This window comes from Streptomyces sp. WAC 01529, assembly GCF_003945545.1.
GTDB lineage: Bacteria > Actinomycetota > Actinomycetes > Streptomycetales > Streptomycetaceae > Streptomyces > Streptomyces anatolicus.
Genome location: NZ_CP029617.1, coordinates 5,033,263 through 5,049,102, shown reverse-complemented (window position 1 = coordinate 5,049,102; position 15,840 = coordinate 5,033,263). Strand labels below are relative to the sequence as shown.

The 15,840-nt window shown below is 74.2% G+C and carries 14 protein-coding genes; 9 read left to right on the top strand and 5 right to left on the bottom strand.

Translation table 11 applies throughout. The features are described from left to right. Positions 1-8 precede the first annotated feature (8 nt). The 3 genes from DMA15_RS22870 to DMA15_RS22860 are packed head-to-tail and all read left to right on the top strand — an operon-like array spanning position 9 to position 2,841. Positions 9-1,277 (top strand): beta-ketoacyl-[acyl-carrier-protein] synthase family protein, encoded by a 1,269-nt coding sequence (locus DMA15_RS22870; protein WP_125514616.1) that lies wholly within the window; start codon positions 9-11, stop codon positions 1,275-1,277. Next, positions 1,274-2,539, top strand: coding sequence for a ketosynthase chain-length factor (locus tag DMA15_RS22865; RefSeq protein WP_125514615.1), 1,266 nt, complete (start codon positions 1,274-1,276; stop codon positions 2,537-2,539). The genes DMA15_RS22870 and DMA15_RS22865 overlap by 4 nt, the downstream gene beginning before the upstream one ends. A gap of 44 nt (positions 2,540-2,583) precedes the next feature. Further along, on the top strand, positions 2,584-2,841 hold the full coding sequence (locus DMA15_RS22860) for an acyl carrier protein (RefSeq protein ID WP_125517948.1): 258 nt from the start codon (positions 2,584-2,586) through the stop codon (positions 2,839-2,841). Between the two features lie 182 nt (positions 2,842-3,023). On the opposite strand, the gene DMA15_RS22855 is transcribed toward DMA15_RS22860, so the two are convergent. After that, positions 3,024-3,467, bottom strand: a complete 444-nt coding sequence (locus DMA15_RS22855; protein WP_125514614.1) for a nuclear transport factor 2 family protein — start codon at positions 3,465-3,467, stop codon at positions 3,024-3,026. A 166-nt stretch (positions 3,468-3,633) separates the two neighbouring features. Here DMA15_RS22855 and fabG point away from each other — a divergent pair, with 166 nt between their 5' ends. The 6 genes from fabG to DMA15_RS22825 all read left to right on the top strand — a co-directional run bounded on the left by fabG (position 3,634) and on the right by DMA15_RS22825 (position 10,936). Then, positions 3,634-4,458 carry a 3-oxoacyl-ACP reductase FabG gene (gene fabG / locus DMA15_RS22850; RefSeq protein ID WP_125514613.1) on the top strand — a complete coding sequence of 275 codons (825 nt, stop codon included), beginning with the start codon at positions 3,634-3,636 and terminating at the stop codon, positions 4,456-4,458. 90 nt (positions 4,459-4,548) lie between these two features. After that, positions 4,549-5,496: an aromatase/cyclase gene (locus DMA15_RS22845; protein WP_125514612.1), complete on the top strand. Its 948-nt coding sequence runs from the start codon at positions 4,549-4,551 to the stop codon at positions 5,494-5,496. Beyond that, entirely contained in the window at positions 5,489-8,110 is a 2,622-nt protein-coding gene (locus DMA15_RS22840) for an AMP-binding protein (protein ID WP_164551805.1), read from the top strand. Before DMA15_RS22845 ends, DMA15_RS22840 begins: the two co-directional genes overlap by 8 nt. Next, positions 8,103-8,873, top strand: a complete 771-nt coding sequence (locus tag DMA15_RS22835; protein WP_125514610.1) for an SDR family oxidoreductase — start codon at positions 8,103-8,105, stop codon at positions 8,871-8,873. The genes DMA15_RS22840 and DMA15_RS22835 overlap by 8 nt, the downstream gene beginning before the upstream one ends. A 14-nt stretch (positions 8,874-8,887) precedes the next feature. After that, positions 8,888-10,171: an FAD-dependent monooxygenase gene (locus DMA15_RS22830; protein ID WP_125514609.1), complete on the top strand. Its 1,284-nt coding sequence runs from the start codon at positions 8,888-8,890 to the stop codon at positions 10,169-10,171. A gap of 210 nt (positions 10,172-10,381) precedes the next feature. Continuing rightward, positions 10,382-10,936 (top strand): antibiotic biosynthesis monooxygenase family protein, encoded by a 555-nt coding sequence (locus DMA15_RS22825; RefSeq protein ID WP_164551804.1) that lies wholly within the window; start codon positions 10,382-10,384, stop codon positions 10,934-10,936. Positions 10,937-11,009: 73 nt separating this feature from the next. Here DMA15_RS22825 and DMA15_RS22820 read toward each other — a convergent pair whose 3' ends face one another. From DMA15_RS22820 to DMA15_RS22805, 4 genes are all read right to left on the bottom strand, one after another. Further along, a complete protein-coding gene (locus DMA15_RS22820) occupies positions 11,010-12,557 on the bottom strand; it encodes an MFS transporter (RefSeq protein WP_125514607.1) in 1,548 nt (515 codons plus the stop codon). After that, complete coding sequence (locus tag DMA15_RS22815; protein ID WP_125514606.1) at positions 12,544-12,846, bottom strand: phosphopantetheine-binding protein; 303 nt, start codon at positions 12,844-12,846, stop codon at positions 12,544-12,546. Before DMA15_RS22815 ends, DMA15_RS22820 begins: the two co-directional genes overlap by 14 nt. Before the next feature lie 92 nt (positions 12,847-12,938). After that, positions 12,939-14,576, bottom strand: coding sequence for an AMP-binding protein (locus tag DMA15_RS22810; RefSeq protein ID WP_125514605.1), 1,638 nt, complete (start codon positions 14,574-14,576; stop codon positions 12,939-12,941). Positions 14,577-14,598: 22 nt separating this feature from the next. Then, a complete protein-coding gene (locus tag DMA15_RS22805; protein ID WP_125514604.1) occupies positions 14,599-15,642 on the bottom strand; it encodes a ketoacyl-ACP synthase III family protein in 1,044 nt (347 codons plus the stop codon). Positions 15,643-15,840: the final 198 nt, after the last annotated feature.

Below are 15,840 nucleotides of genomic sequence, written 5' to 3'. Positions count from 1 at the left end.
CGTACGAGGTGAGCCGGCGCGTGGTCATCACCGGGATCGGCGTGATCGCGCCGGGCGGTGGCAGCACCAAGGAGTTCTGGTCGCTGCTGACCGACGGGCGTACGGCGACGCGGCCGATCTCACTCTTCGACGCCGCCGCCTTCCGGTCCCGGATCGCCGCCGAGGCCGACTTCGACCCGGTGGCCCGGGGGCTGACGCCCCAGCAGATCCGGCGCATGGACCGGGCGGCGCAGTTCGCCGTCACCGCGGCCGCCGAGGCGGTCGCCGACAGCGGCCTCGCCTTCGAGGGGCTCGACCCGTTCCGTACGGGTGTCACGGTCGGCAGCGCGGTCGGCGCCACCAGCGGTCTGGACACCGAGTACAACGTGGTCAGCGACGGCGGCGCGAGCTGGCTCGTCGACCACCGCTACGCCGTGCCGCACCTGTTCGACCACTTCGTGCCCAGCTCCTTCGCCCGCGAGGTGGCCTGGTCGGTGGGGGCCCAGGGGCCCGCCTCCGTGGTCTCCACGGGCTGCACCTCCGGTCTGGACGCGGTGGGCCACGCCGTCGGGCTGATCAGCGAGGGCAGCGCGGACGTGATGGTCGCGGGCGCCACCGAGGCGCCGATCTCACCGGTCTCGGTCGCCTGCTTCGACGCGATCAAGGCGACCACCAACCGCAACGACGACCCCGCGCACGCCTCGCGGCCCTTCGACAGGACCCGCAACGGCTTCGTGCTCGGCGAGGGTTCGGCGGTCTTCGTCCTGGAGGAGCTGGACGCGGCGCGGGCCCGTGGCGCCCACATCTACGCGGAGATCGCGGGGTTCGCCTCGCGCAGCAACGCCTACCACATGACCGGGCTGCGGCCCGACGGCGCCGAGATGGCCGAGGCCATCCGCGCCGCCCTTGACGAGGCCCGGCTCGACGCCACCGCCGTCGACTACGTCAACGCGCACGGCTCGGGCACCAAGCAGAACGACCGGCACGAGACGGAGGCCTTCAAGAAGGCCCTCGGCGCGCACGCGTACGACACCCCGGTCAGCTCCATCAAGTCGATGATCGGCCACTCGCTGGGCGCCATCGGATCCCTGGAGATCGCCGCGTCCGCCCTGGCCATCGAGCACGACGTGGTGCCGCCCACGGCCAATCTGCACGAGCCCGACCCGCAGTGCGACCTCGACTACACCCCCCTCACCGCGCGCGAGCGGCGCGTCGACACCGTGCTGAGCGTCGGCAGCGGCTTCGGCGGCTTCCAGAGCGCGATGGTGCTGACCAGCCCCGAGCGGAGGACGGCATGACGAGCGATCTGCGGGTACGGGAGACGACCGCCGCCGCCGAAGAGGTCCGGCCGACGGCCCCCGTGGTCACCGGCATCGGTGTCACGGCCCCCAACGGCCTGGGCACCGAGGCCTGGTGGCGGGCGACCCTCGCGGGCGTCAGCGGCATCCGGCCGCCGGCCCGCTTCGACGCCTCCGGCTACCCGGCGAAGCTCGCCGGTGAGGTGCCGGGCTTCGACGCGGCCGAGCACATCCCGAGCCGTCTGCTGCCGTCCACCGACCACATGACGCGGCTCGCCCTGACGGCCGCCGCGGAGGCCCTGGACGACTGCGGCGCCACCCCCGACGACCTGGGCGACTTCGGCGCGGGCGTGGTCACGGCCGCCTCGGCGGGCGGCTTCGAGTTCGGTCAGCGCGAACTCCAGGCACTGTGGAGCAAGGGCGGGCAGTACGTCAGCGCGTACCAGTCGTACGCCTGGTTCTACGCCGTCAACTCGGGCCAGATCTCCATCCGGCACGGGCTGCGCGGGCCCAGCGGGGTGGTGGTCACCGAGCAGGCGGGCGGCCTGGACGCGGTCGGCCAGGCGCGGCGCCAGCTGCGCAAGGGCAGCCGTCTCATCGTGACCGGCGGCGTGGACGGCGCCCTCTGCCCGTGGGGGTGGACGGCGCAGCTCACCGGCGGGCGGATGTCCACCGTCGACGATCCGGCGCGCGCGTATCTGCCGTTCGACGCGGCGGCGAGCGGGCACGTGCCCGGCGAGGGCGGCGCCCTGCTGACGCTGGAGGACCCGGCTTTCGCGCGCGAGCGCGGTGCCCGGGTGTACGGGGCCTTCGCCGGGTACGCGGCCACCTTCGACCCGGCGCCCGGCACCGGCGGCGAGCCCGGCCTGCGCCGCGCGGCCGAACTGGCCCTGGCGGACGCCGGACTGACGGCACATCACATCGACGTCGTATTCGCGGACGCCGCCGGTGTGCCGGAGCTGGACCGGCAGGAGGCCGAGGCGATCACCGGGCTCTTCGGCGCCCGGGGCGTGCCGGTCACCGCGCCGAAGACGATGACCGGCCGGCTGGCGGCGGGCGGCGGCTCCCTGGACCTCGCGGCGGCACTGCTGTCCGTGCGGGACGGGGTGATCCCGCCGACCGTCCACGTGGACCGCCTGGCCGACGGCATCGCACTGGACCTGGTCCGCGAGGCACGCGAGCACCCGGTGGGGGCCGCGCTCGTGCTCGCGCGGGGGCACGGCGGCTTCAACGCGGCCGCCGTGGTGACGGCAGCCGCGTGACGGCGACTGCCGTGCGGCACAAGAACAACCTGAAAGGGACCGAGATGGAACTCAAGGAACTGACCGGCCTGTTGCGCGAGTGCGCGGGCGTCGACGAGGGCGTGGACCTGGACGGCGATGTCATCGACACGCCCTTCGCCGAGCTGGGCTACGACTCGCTCGCCGTGCTCCAGACCACCGGGCACATCGAGCGGGAGTACGGCATCACGCTCTCCGACGACACGGTCGCGGAGGCGGAGACGCCGCGGATGCTGCTCGGCTTCATCAACGAGAGCCTGACGGCCGCGGGCCGCGCGGCCTGAGCGCCGGGAACCCGCACGACGTCGGCCGCCGCCCCCTTGCGAGAGGGGGCGGCGGCCGACGTCGTGCGTGCTGTATGCCGCGTGGGAAACGGGAAGTGCCCGCGCGCCGGGGGAGGGCGCGCGGGCACTGGTCTGTGAAGCGGACTGCGGGAGGGGCCTGTCGGGGGTGTGGCCTGGGGGCGTCAGATCAGGTCGTCGCGGGTGACGCGGCGGTCGCGGACCAGCAGGGCGCCGCCCTCGCGGACCAGCAGGTCCTCGCAGAGCGTGCTGGCCTTGATGACGGCCTGGCCGCCGCGCGGGGTCTCGATGACCAGCGCGTAGCAGCGGGCGAAGAGCGTGCCCGCCTCGCGCTCCTCCACGGCGACCATGCCGAGCCAGTGGCGGCGCTGGATGCCCTGGGCCGCGTACGCGTCGGTGGCCTGCTGGGCGGCGGCGGTGATCGCGGCGCGGCCCGCGGCGGGCTCGGGGTGGGCGTTGGCGGCGAACACGCCGTCCTCGGTGAACGTCTCGGCCCACTCGCGCACCCTGCCGCTGTCGAGGAGCTGCATCTGCTGCGCGTAGAACTGCTGCACCTGGTGGTAGGTCTCGGCGGCACCGGTGCGCGTCGCCTGCTCGGCCACGGACATGGCGGGTTCCTCCCCTGTTCTCGGAATGCGGATACGAGCTTCGCCCCGCCGCCTCGAACGGGCCTCGGGCAGCGGTGGACCCCCGGCGTCCACCACGGCTCGATACCGGTTCGAGGCGGCGGGGCGAGCGTGAGCGCCATTACGTCACCCGTGAGGAGAACAGGACATGGCGCACGCCGAGCAGCACGCAGGGCAGTCGCACCCCCAGGAGGGGCCGGAGCGGCGGGTCGCCCTGGTCACCGGGGCCACCAGCGGGATCGGTCTGGCGGTCGCGCGCGACCTGGCCGCCAAGGGCCTGAACGTCTTCATCTGCGCCCGCGACGAGGAGAGGGTCGGCCTCACCGTCAAGGAGCTGCGCGAGGAGGGACTTGAGGTGGCCGGCACGGCCGCGGACGTCCGCGACCCGGGGTCGGTGCGCGACCTGGTGGCCGCCGCCGTCGCCGCGTACGGCCGTATCGACGTCCTGGTGAACAACGCGGGGCGCAGCGGTGGCGGGGTCACCGCCGATGTCACCGACGAGCTGTGGTTCGACGTCATCAACACCAACCTCAACAGCGTGTTCCTGGTGACGCGCGAGGTGCTGCGCGAGGGCGGCCTGCGCGAGCGCGGCTGGGGCCGCGTCATCAACATCGCCTCCACGGCGGGCAAGCAGGGCGTCGTCCTCGGCGCCCCCTACTCGGCCTCCAAGCACGGCGTCGTCGGCTTCACCAAGGCCCTCGGCAACGAGCTGGCACCGACCGGCATCACCGTCAACGCGGTCTGCCCCGGCTATGTCGAGACGCCGATGGCCGCGCGGGTGCGGGAGGGCTATGCGGCGGCGTACGAGACGACCGAGGAGGCGGTGATGGCGAAGTTCACCGCCAAGATCCCGCTCGGCCGCTACTCCACGCCGGAGGAAGTCGCCGGTCTCGTCGGCTACTTGACCACGGACACCGCCGCGTCGCTGACCTCGCAGGCGCTCAACGTCTGCGGTGGGCTCGGCAACTTCTGATCCGGGACGACCAGGAACTCACGACCCGACCCCGCCCAGTCCCAGAGCCCAGAACCCAGAACCCATCACCCAGAACAAGGGGAAACGCACGTGTCCGTGACCGGAAAGCACCACACCCTGCACACCATCGCTGTCGCCGCCCCGGCAGCGACGGTGTACGGGATCGTCGCCGACGTCACCCGGTGGCCGCAGTACTTCGCGCCCAACGTCCACGTCGAGCACGTGGAGCGGGAGCCGGGCAGCGAGCGCATCCGCATCTGGGCCACCGCCAACGGCGAGGTCAAGGCGTGGACCTCGCGCCGCGAACTCGACGCGGAGAAGCTGACGGTCACCTTCCGGCAGGAGGTCTCGCAGCCGCCGGTCGCCGTCATGGGCGGGCGCTGGGCCGTCACGCCGGTGGACGAGGGGCACTGCACGCTGGAGCTGCACCACGACTTCAGCGCGGTGGACGACGACCCGGCGGGCGAGCGGTGGATCACCGAGGCGGTGGACCGCAACAGCGCCAAGGAGCTGGCGGCCGTCAAGGAGCTCGCCGAGCTGGGCGCCGAGCTGGACGAGCTGGTCTTCGCCTTCGAGGACACCGTGCGGATCGAGGCCGCCGGGGCCGACGTCTTCGACTTCCTCAACCGCGCCGACCTGTGGCCCGAGCGGCTGCCGCACGTGGCCCGCCTCGACCTGCGCGAGGACGTTCCCGGCATCCAGGTGATGGCGATGGACACGCGCGCCGCCGACGGTTCGACGCACACCACCGAGTCGGTCCGGGTGGTCTTCGGCAAGGACCGCATCGTCTACAAGCAGACGACGGTCCCCGCCCTGATGTCCGCGCACACCGGCGCCTGGACCATCGCCGAGACCGACGGCGGCGTGTACGTGACGTCCCGGCACACCGTCACCGTCCGGGCCGACGCCGTCGAACGCGTCCTGGGCGAGGGCCGCACCGTCGCCGACGCGCGCGCCTACCTCCACAAGGCGCTGAGCACCAACAGCACCACCACGCTGCGGCACGCCCGGGCATATGCGGAGGGCCGCCGTGGCTGACACGCTGGACGGACTGCTCTCCCGCGCCGCGAGCGCCCACCCCCGGCGCACCGCCGTGGCCCTCTCCGGCACCGGCGAGCACCTGGACTTCGGCACGCTCGACGCCCGCGTCACGGCGGCGGCCCGCGGCCTGCGCGCGCTGCGGCTCGCGCCGGGCGCGACGGTCGCCGTGGCGTCGGTCCTGCACCCGGACTTCGCCGTCGCCTACTACGCGGCGGCGCGCGCGGGCCTGGTCACCGCCGTGGTCAACCCGCTCCTGCGGGAGGAGGACCTGCTGCACGTGCTCACACTCGGCGGCGCCGAGGTGGCCTTCGTGGACGGGCCCCTGTACGCACGCCTGAAGCCGATCCAGCACCGGCTGCCCGGGCTGCGCCGGGTGGTGCTGATGGGCGGGGGCGGTACCGCGGCGGGGGGATCCGGTGGGTCTGACGGGGCTGGCGGGTCTTCGGGGCCTATCGGTCTGGCGGAGCTGACCTCCGAGGGCGAGCGCGCGGCCGCCGGGCCGGACGGGCCGGACGGGCCAGGCAGGCCGAGCGCGTCTGCCGGGTTGGGCATGCCGGGCGAGTCGGGCAGGCCGAGCGGGTCTTCGGGGCCTATCGCTCTGGCGGACCTGACCGCCGAGGGCGAGCGCGCGACCGCCGGGCCGAGCGGGTCTGACGGACCGGGCGAGTCTTCGGGGCTTATCGCTCTGGCGGACCTGACCGCCGAGGGCGAGCGCGCGGCCACCGGGCCGGACGGGCCAAGCGGCCCGGACGGGCTGGACGGGCTGGCGGAGCCGGGCTTCGAGGGGGCGGCAGGCTTCGAGGGCCCGCGCACTGGCCTCGGGTTGCCGTCCGTCGGCGATCCGGACGCCGTTGTCTGTGTGCAGTTCACCAGTGGTACCACCGGGCGGCCCAAGGCCGTTCGGCTCACCCATCGCAATCTCACGCTCAACGCCACCCAGATCGCCGCCGCCCACCGTGTGGACGCCTCCTCGGTCTGCCTCAACCATCTGCCGACCTACCATCCGATGCACCTCAACTCGGCCGTCGCGGCGGGCGCCACCCAGGTGCTCTGCCCGGCCGGTGACCCCGCCGAGGCCGTCGCCGCCGCCAACGCGCACCGGGCCACGCACCTCTACAGCCTCCCCGTGCGGCTGATCCGCCTCGCCGCGCACCCGGGCCTCGGCGGGCTCACCCTGGAGACGGTCCGGCGCATCGCCTCCGGCGGCTCCGCGCTGCCCGCCCCCGCCGCCCGCGCCCTCACCGAGCACTTCGGCATCCCCGTGCTCCAGGGCTACGGGCTCGCGGAGACCTCCCCGCTCACCCACAGCGACGACCCCGACCACCCGGTCCACGGCTCGGTCGGCCGGCCGCTGCCCGGCACCGAGTGCCGGGTGGTGGACGTGGCGAGCCGTGCGGTCCTCGCCGTCGGCGAGGTGGGCGAAGTACAGCTGCGCGGGCCCCAGTTGATGAAGGGCTACCTCGGCGGCCCCGACGGCACCGGTCTTGAGCCCGACGGCTGGCTCTCCACCGGCGATGTCGGGCGGATCGCGGACGACGGGCGGCTCTTCCTCGTCGACCGGCTCAAGGACGTCTTCAAGTGCGACAACTTCCTCGTCGCCCCCTCGGAGGTCGAGCAGGCCCTCAACCGGCACCCCCGGGTCGCCGACTCCGTCGTCGTCGACCTGCCGCACGAGTTCAGCGGCGCGGTGGCCGGCGCCCTCGTCGTCCTGACGGGCACGGGCGAGGGCGAGGGCGACGACAGCGACCCCCGTACCGCACTGGCCGAGATCGTCTCCGAGGTCAACGAGCAACTCCCCTACTACCAGCACCTCCAGCACGCCGAGCCGGTCGCCGCCATCCCACGCTCCGGCAACGGCAAGATCCAGCGCCGCGAGCTGCGGGACCGGCTGCTCGCGTTGCGTGGACAAGGCGACGTGAGCGACCTCGCCGAGCACCCCGCCGATCCCTCCCCGACCACACCTCCGAAGGAACCCGCCATGAGCGCGCCCCAGTTCACCGTCGTCAACACCTTCACCCTCAAGGACCCGGCGCGGGCCGAGGAGTTCGAGCGCCGCTTCCTCGACCACGTCCAGTGGATGCGGCAGCAGCCCGGCTTCGTCGCCCACCAGGCCGTGCGCCGCGCCGACCAGCCCGAGGTGTACGTCAACTTCGGCTGGTGGCAGACCGGCGAGCAGTTCAAGCAGGTGCTCTCCAGCGACACCTTCCAGGCACACGCGAAGGCCTTCCACGAGCTGGTCACCGTGGACGCCGACCCCTCCCTCGCCGTGCTGCGACTCGACGGCGACGGCCCGGACGCGGACGAAGGCTCCGTACTCGTGATCGAGTACCTGACCGCCACCGGCGACCCGGCGGAGCTGGAGCGCGCCTACCGCGCGTACGCCGAGGAGGCCCGCACCGCGCCCGGGTTCCGCCACACCGACCTCGCCCGCTCGGTGGCCGCCCGCCCCGGCGGCTACAGCGCCCTCACCCGCTGGAGCGGCGAGGAGGCGGTGGAGGCCGCCCGTTCCGGCGCCTCGTACGCGGCCGTCCGTGCACTCGCCGACGTGCGTACCGTCGTGGCCGCGCCCCTCGCGGGCACCCGCGCGGCCCTGGGCGGCGGCCGTGACTGACCCGGGCCGCCTCGGTCTGGCCGGGCGGACGGCCCTGGTCACCGGCGGCACCCGGGGCGTGGGGCTGGCCATCGCCCGCAAGCTGTGCGCCGAGGGCTGCCGGGTCGTCGTCAACCACTCCCGGCCGGGGCCCGAGGCCGAGCGGGCCGTGGCGGAGCTGACGGCGGCGGGCGGTGACGCGCTGGCGATACGGGCGGACGTACGCGAACCGGCCGCCCTCGACCGGCTCCTCGCGGAGGTGAAGGAGCGCTTCGGGCGCCTGGACGTGTTCGTGCACAACGCGGCCACGTTCCACCCCTCGCCCGCCGTGGGGGCCGACCGGGCGGGCATCGCCGCCGACCTCGCGCTCGCCCTGGATCCGCTGCTGCACGGGGCGCCCGCCCTCGCGGAGCTGATGGCGGGCGGCGCGGGCCGCGTCGTCGCGGTCTCCAGCAGCGGCGCGCGCAGTGCCGTACCGATGTACGTGGGCCAGGGTCTGGCGAAGGCCGCCCTGGAGAGCCTGGTGCGCTATCTGGCGGTCGAGCTGGCCGGGCGGGGCATCGCCGTCAACGCGGTCTCCACGGCGAAGATCGACAAAGGGGCCGAGGGGTCCGTGACCCCCCGGCCGGAGGTGGCCGCCGCGCTCGCGGCCCGCACCCCGGCCGGGCGCCTCACCCGCCCCGAGGACGTGGCCGACGTCGTCGCGCTGCTGTGCACGGACGAGGCCGGCTGGATCCATGGCCAGGTGATCACCGCCGACGGCGGTCTGGGACTGAGGGGCTGAACGGGATGAGCGGGATGAGCGCGGACACCGGAGCGAACGCCGGAGCGGGTGGCCGGGACGCCCTCGCCGTCGACACGGACGTGTGCGTCGTAGGGGCGGGACCCGCCGGTCTCGTACTCGCCCTGCTGCTGCTGAAGTCGGGCGTGCGGGTCGCCGTGGTGGAGCGGGCCCGCGCCCACCAGCGGGAGTTCCGGGGCGAGATCGTGCAGCCCGGCGCCATGGCGCTGCTCGACCGGCTCGGGGTGCTCGCCGGGGCGCGGGCGCGGGGCTGCCACCGGCACTCCCGCTTCCGGCTCGTCGAGCGGGACCGGGTGCTGCTCGACATCGACTACGGCGCCCTGCCCGCCCCCTACGACCACCTCCTCTCGATCCCCCAGGCCCACCTGCTCGACGAACTGCTGCTGCACTGCGAGAAGTTCGAGGGCTTCCGGTACCTGGACGGCCGCCGCGTCGGCGCGCTGCTGCGGGACGGGGAGCGGATCAGCGGCGTGACCGCCGACGGGCCGGGCGGCCCGGTGTCGGTGCGCGCCCGGTGCGTGGTCGGCGCGGACGGCAGGTTCTCCAAGGTGCGCCGCCTCGCGGGGATCGGCGCGGGCCGCGAGGAGAGCTTCGATCTGGACGTGCTCTGGTTCAAGCTGGACGCGGCGCCGCGCCCGGCCGGCGCGGGCGAACCGGAGCGTGACGTGAGGGTGTTCAGGTCGGGCGGCAGCCCGGTGCTCGTGTACGACTCCTGGCCGGACCGGATCCAGGTCGGCTGGACCCTGCCGCACAAGGGCTACCAGGAGGTCGTGGCCCAGGGCCTCGACCACGTCAAGCGGGAGCTGGCCGCCGCCGCACCGCCGTACGCACGCTTGATCGAGGAGCAGATCCGCTCGCCGCGCGACCTGACCCTCCTGGACGTCTTCTCCGGGCGGGCCGAGCGCTGGGCCGCCGACGGCCTGGTGCTGATCGGGGACGCGGCGCACACCCACAGCCCGATCGGCGCGCAGGGCATCAACCTGGCGATCCAGGACGCGGTGGTGCTGCATCCGGTCCTGGTGGACGCGGTGCGCTCGGGCGACACCGGCGCGGCGGCCCTCGGCGAGTTCGAGCAGCGCCGGGCGCCGGACATCGCGGCGATGATGCGGATCCAGCGGGTGCAGAGCAAGGCCATGCTCTCCATCGGCGCCTTCGCCACCAAGGTGCGGCCCCGGCTGGCCCGGGTCTTCCGGCACACCCCGGTCTACCGCAAGGTGCTGCGCGCCATCGCGTACGGCAATCCGGCGGTCCGGATCGCGGAGGACCGCTTCACCAGCTGACCTCCCGGCCGCCCCCTGACGGTGCCCGCAGGCTTCCCCCGGCCTGCGGGCACTTCCGCGTTCGAGCCGGGCTCGACGGCGCCCCGACCCTTCGTACGAAGGCTGGGGCCCGACCGTACATACGAGGGCTGGGCTAGCCGTACATACGAAGGCCGGGGCCTGGCCGTACGTACGCGTACCCACCCCCCGAAGACACGAAGGGACCACACCGTGCCCGACACGCACACCTCCCCCGACGACGCGCAGGTCGCCGTCGTCGCCCGCCTCACGCTCAAGGAGGGCCGCGAGGGCGACGGCGCCGAGCTGGAGAGCGCCTTCGCCGACTACCGCGCGCAGGCGCTGACCATGCCCGGCATCCGCGCCATCGCGCTGCTGCCCGCCCTCGACCGGCCCGGCGCGTATGTCAGCGTCACCGTCTGGCAGGACGGCGCCTCCTTCCGCAACGCCAACACCCAGCCCGCCTTCACGGTCTTCCGGGTCTTCCTGAAGGAGATCGTGGACGTCGAGAGCGACAGCGGCGCCGTCCTGGAAGGGGCCGACGCCCTCCCGGCGCTCCTGGGCGCGGGCGGCGGTGGCGTGCTGCGCGTGACGGTGTCGCAGGCGGGGCGCCCCGGCGCCGGGGGTGCGGCCGGCGCGTCGGCCCGCGTGGTCGCGGCCTCGAAGCTGCACGAGGGCGGCGCCCTGGAGCTGACCCGCTGGGCGGACGGCGAGCAGGCGCGCGCGGGCGCGGCCGAGGGCTCCGCGCTGTACCGGGTGGCGGTCTGACCCCGGCGCGCCCACGCGAAGCAGCCCCGGCGGGCGAGTCCGCCGGGGCTGTTTCGTGCGTGCGGTACGGGGGTCAGGCCTCCTGTTCGTCCGCCGCGCCGAGCCGTACGTCCGGCATGAGGAAGGCGAGGACGAGCGCGAGCAGCATGAGTCCCGCGGCGGTCAGGAACACGGTGTCCACGGCCGACGCGTAGGCGTGCGTCAGCTTGTCGCGCAGGTCCGGCGGCGCGGTGCGCAGGGCCGCCACCGCCTTGCCCGCGCTGCCCCGCGCGCTCTCCGGCACGCCGTCGGGCAGGAGGGCGAGGAAGCGGTTGTTGAGCAGTTCGCCGAGGACGGCGACGCCGAAGCCGCTGCCGAGGGTCATGAAGAAGCGGGTGCCGGTCGTCGCCACGCCCAGCTGCTCGGGCGGCGCCGAGGCCTGCACGGTCTGGAGCACCACCTGGACGACGCCGCCGAGCCCGAAGCCGAGCAGCACCAGGAGCACGCCGAGGTGGAGTGCCGACGTGGTCTCGTCGACGGTGCCGAAGAGCGCCAGGGTGATCACGGTGATCGCCGAGTTGAGCAGCAGGACCGGCTTGTAGCGCAGGGTCCTGGAGATGAGCTTGCCGGAGCTGAACATGACGACGATGACCCCGATCGCCATCGGCGCGAGCCGCTGCCCCGCCGACTGCGCGCTCAGCCCGCGGGCGACCTGGAGGTACGTCACCACGTACGCGGTCACGGCGAGCACGGTGAAGCCCGCGAGGAACTGGAGCGGGGCGGCGATCCGGAAGACCGGGTCGCGGAAGAGCGAGGGCGGCAGGATCGGCTCGGCGGCCCGCGTCTCCCACCAGGCGAACGCGGCGACGAGCAGCAGGCTGCCCGCGCTCAGACCGAGGATCTGCGGCGACGACCAGGCGTACTCGGTGCCGCCCCACTGCGCGATCAGGAGCAGCCCGGCGGCCGCGGCCGTGACCAGGGCGGCGCCCGGCAGGTCCACGCGCCGCTCCCGCTGGTGCGCCCGGGGCGGCAGGCGCAGCGCGAAGAGGGTCGCGACGACGGTGAGCAGGCCGAGCGGCAGGTTGACGTAGAAGATCCAGCGCCAGGACAGGTGCTGGCTCAGATAGCCGCCGAGCAGCGGGCCGACGATGATGCCGAGGGCGACGAGGCCGCCGCCGACGCCGGAGCCGCCCGCGCGTTCCTTGGGCGGGTAGAGCGTGGCCATGATGATCAGCGTGAGGCTCATCAGGCCGCCGCCGCCCAGGCCCTGGACCGCGCGGAAGGCGATCAGCTGGCCCATGTTCTGGGCGATGCCGCACAGCGCGGACCCGGCCATGAAGGTGACGATCGCGAAGAGGTAGACCTTCTTCGGCCCGTACAGGTCGCTGAGCTTGCCGTAGAGCGGCTGCGTGGCGGTGGCCGCCAGCAGGTACACGCTGAGCAGCCACGGGAGCAGGCTCATGCCGTGTTCGGGGTCGAGGTCGCTGGTGATCGGCAGGGCGGCGGTGGCCACGATGTTCTCGTCGAGCAGGGAGAGCAGCATGGCGGCCATGGCGCCGACGGAGAACAGGGCGAGCCGTCCCGTCGACATCAGGGGCTCGTCGGAGGCCTTCGGGGCCGTCGCGGTGCTAGCGGCGGGCATCCGTGGGGCCCTCCGTGTCCTTGGCGTCCTCGCGCAGTGACTGCAGGGCCTCCCACAGGTCGCCCGGGGTGGCGAAGGTGCCGCCCGTCAGGAGGTGCTCGGGGAACCGCACGCCGTACGCCGTCTCCAGGCGTATGAGCAGTTCGACCGTGGCCATGGACTCGAGCCCGGCCTGCGACAGGTCGTGGTCGACGGTGAGCGGGGCGGCGTCGTGGCGGGCCGCGGCGGGCAGCGCGGCGATGACCAGGCGCGCGAACTGCTCGTCCCAGGGGCAGGGGACGTGCGTCATGCTCTCGTTCTCTCTTTCCGGGGTGGGGGCCTTCAGGGGTGAAGGGGGACTGCAAGGGCGAAGGGCGTGCGGGGCTGAGGGGGCGTGTGGGATCAGGTGGCTTCGACGAGGCGGCGCAGGTGCCGGCGGTCGGTCTTGCCGTTGGGGGTGAGCGGCAGGGCGTCGACGACCCTGCACACCGCGGGGACCTTGGCGCTCTCCAGGCGCTCACCGAGCCCGCGCAGCACCCCGTCCGGGGCGAGCCGCGTGACGGCGAACAGCGTGAGGTCGATGCCGTCGTCGGGGGCGAGGACCGCGGCGGCCTCGACACCGGGCACGTCCAGCGCGGCCGCCTCGATCTCCACGGCGCTCATCCGCACCCCGCGCCGCTTGAACAGGTCGTCGCGGCGGCCCTCGAAGTAGAGGTGGCCGTCGCCGTCGAGGTGGCCGTAGTCGCCGGTGTGCAGGGTGACTTCGCCGGTGGCGGGGTCGGTGCGGAAGCGCTGGGCGGTCTGTTCGGGGGCGCGCCAGTAGCCGGACATCACATGCGGGCCGCGCACCGCGATCTGGCCGGTGCTGCCAGGGGGCAGCGCGGTGCCGTCGTCGGCGAGGACCAGGACCTCGGTGCCGGGCAGGGCGCGCCCCACCGAGCCGGGCCGCTCCAGGTCACCGTCGGGCTCCAGGACGGTGATCCGCTTGCATTCGGTCGTGCCGTACATGGGGGCGACGGCCGCGCCCGGGAAGGCGGCCCGCAGACCCGCGATGACCGGTCCGGTCAGCGCGGCGCCCGTGTTGGTGAACAGCCGCACCGGCGGGGCCTCGCCGTCGTCGCGGCCCGCGAGCCGCAGCAGCATCTCGGCGAGCGAGGGCACCAGGGGCACGACGGTGACGCCGTACTCGCGCAGCGCGCCGTACAGCCATACGTGCTGGTCGGCCTCGGTGAGCACGGCCTCGGCGCCCGCGAGGACGGAGAGCAGGATCTGGTAGAGCCCGTAGTCGAAGGAGAGGGGCAGGGCGACAAGGACCTTGTCGGCGGCGCGGTAGCCCAGGCGGGCGTCGATCGCGCGGGTCGCGAAGACGGCCGGGGCGTGCGGGGAGACGACGGCCTTCGGCGCGGAGGTGCTGCCGGAGGTGTAGATGAGCAGGGCGAGGTCGTCGGGGGCGGGAGCGCCGTACTCGTAGGGGTCCTCGTACGCGTACGCGGGGTCCTCACCGCGTTCGGCCCGCTCGGCGCGCTCCTCGACCGTGCGCCACAGCGTGCCCAGTTCGTACGCGGGCCGTCCCGTCAGCTCGGCGAGGAGGTCGGCGTCCGCGCCCTGGCCGATGGCGAGCACCGGGTCGCAGTCGGTGGCGACGGGGGCCAGGTGGAAGCGCTTCATGGCGGGGTTGACGGGCACCAGCACGGCGCCGTGCAGGAGGGTGCCGAAGAGGACGGCGGTGAACTCGCGTACGTTGCCGACGCGGGCCAGCACCCGGTCGCCGCGCCGCACGCCCCGCTCGGCCAGCCAGGCGGCGAACGCCTGTGCCCGGGCGTCCAGTTGGGCGTACGTCCAGCGTCCGTGCCGGTCGCGCACCGCCGGGGCGCCCGGACGGGCGGCGACGGCGGCGGCGAGGAGGCCGGGGATGGTCTGGGGCTGGGTCTGGGTCTGGGTCTGGCTCTGGCTCTGGGTCTGGGTCTGGGTCTGCCCAAGGGGCTGGGTCTGCGCCTGGGCCGGGGCCTTGGTCTGCGCCGGGGCCTTGGTCTGTGTCATGGTCTGCCCACCTCTTCGTTCGTCACCAGCTCGGCACATCGGTGATCTCCAGGACTGCGGCCGTGCAGGTGTAACCGGCGCCGCCGCCGAACAGCAGTACGCGGTCGCCCGCCGCGACGGCCCCCGTCGTCACCAGGTGCTCCAGGCCCGCCGCCCAGTCGCCGCCGCCGACGTGCCCCGTGACGCGGCCGAAGTCCCACGTCGTCAGCTGCTCCGGGACATCGAGGACGTCGTGCAGCTGGTGGTCGCCGGGGTTGCGCCCGGTGGCCGGGACGACGACGCGTGCGAGGTCGCCGGTGCTCAGACCGGCGTCGGCGAGCGCCGCCGTCTTCGCGGCGATCATCGTGCGGGCGAAGCGGAAGACGAGCGCGGTCGGGTCGGCCCCCGCGGCGCTCTGCTCGGCCCCGTACGCGCGGGCGCGTCCGATGAGGTCGATGGGCTCGGTGGCCGCCGGTGACGCGGTGCGGAACGGCTCGTCGCCCCGGGTGGCGCCCTCCAGGGAGTTGTCCGCGGCCGTGACGGTGGAGAGCAGGCGGGCGAACCCGCCGGCGCGGGAGAGCACGAGGGCGGTGCCGCCGTCGCCGTAGACGTTCGAGTCGTGCAGGTTCCAGCGGTCGACTGCGGGGCCCGCCCACCGGTCGGCGGTGGTGACCATCGCGGCGCTCCCGGGGCGCACGCCCGCCGTCAGGTGGGCGGCAGCCATCTCGATCGCGCCGAGCCCGATGTTGCAGCGCTGCTGCACGTCCATGGCGGGCACCGTGCGCCCCACCGTGCGGGCGGCGACGTACGAGGCGGCGGGCCAGATGTCCAGGCCCTGGAACCACAGGCTGCCGTGGAGCAGCAGACTGAACTCGGCGGGCGCGACGCCGGACCGCTCCAGCGCGCTGCGGGCCGCGCGCACCGCCATGTCCGGCGGCGCCACGTCGTCCGCGACCAGCGCGGAGACATAGCCGAGCGTGGCGCACCGTTCGGCGTCGTAGCCCCCCTCGCGCACCGCACGCTCGGCGGGCACCGGCTCGGGCAGCCAACTGCCCACCGCGGCGATGTGGATGCCGTCCCACCGCATGACTCTCCTCCCGTAGGTCCGACGAGGTCATCGTCGGGGCCGGGGCTGGAGTCCGGGTCGAGCCGCCGGTCCGCGAGGGGATCGCAGGGCCTACGGGGGGAGAAGAAGCCGGACACCGGCGGCAATCGAGGAATCCTCCAGCGCCCCCGCCGAAGGTCTCGCTGTCCGCCTGTCCCCCAGGCGCTGGCTCCCGGAACA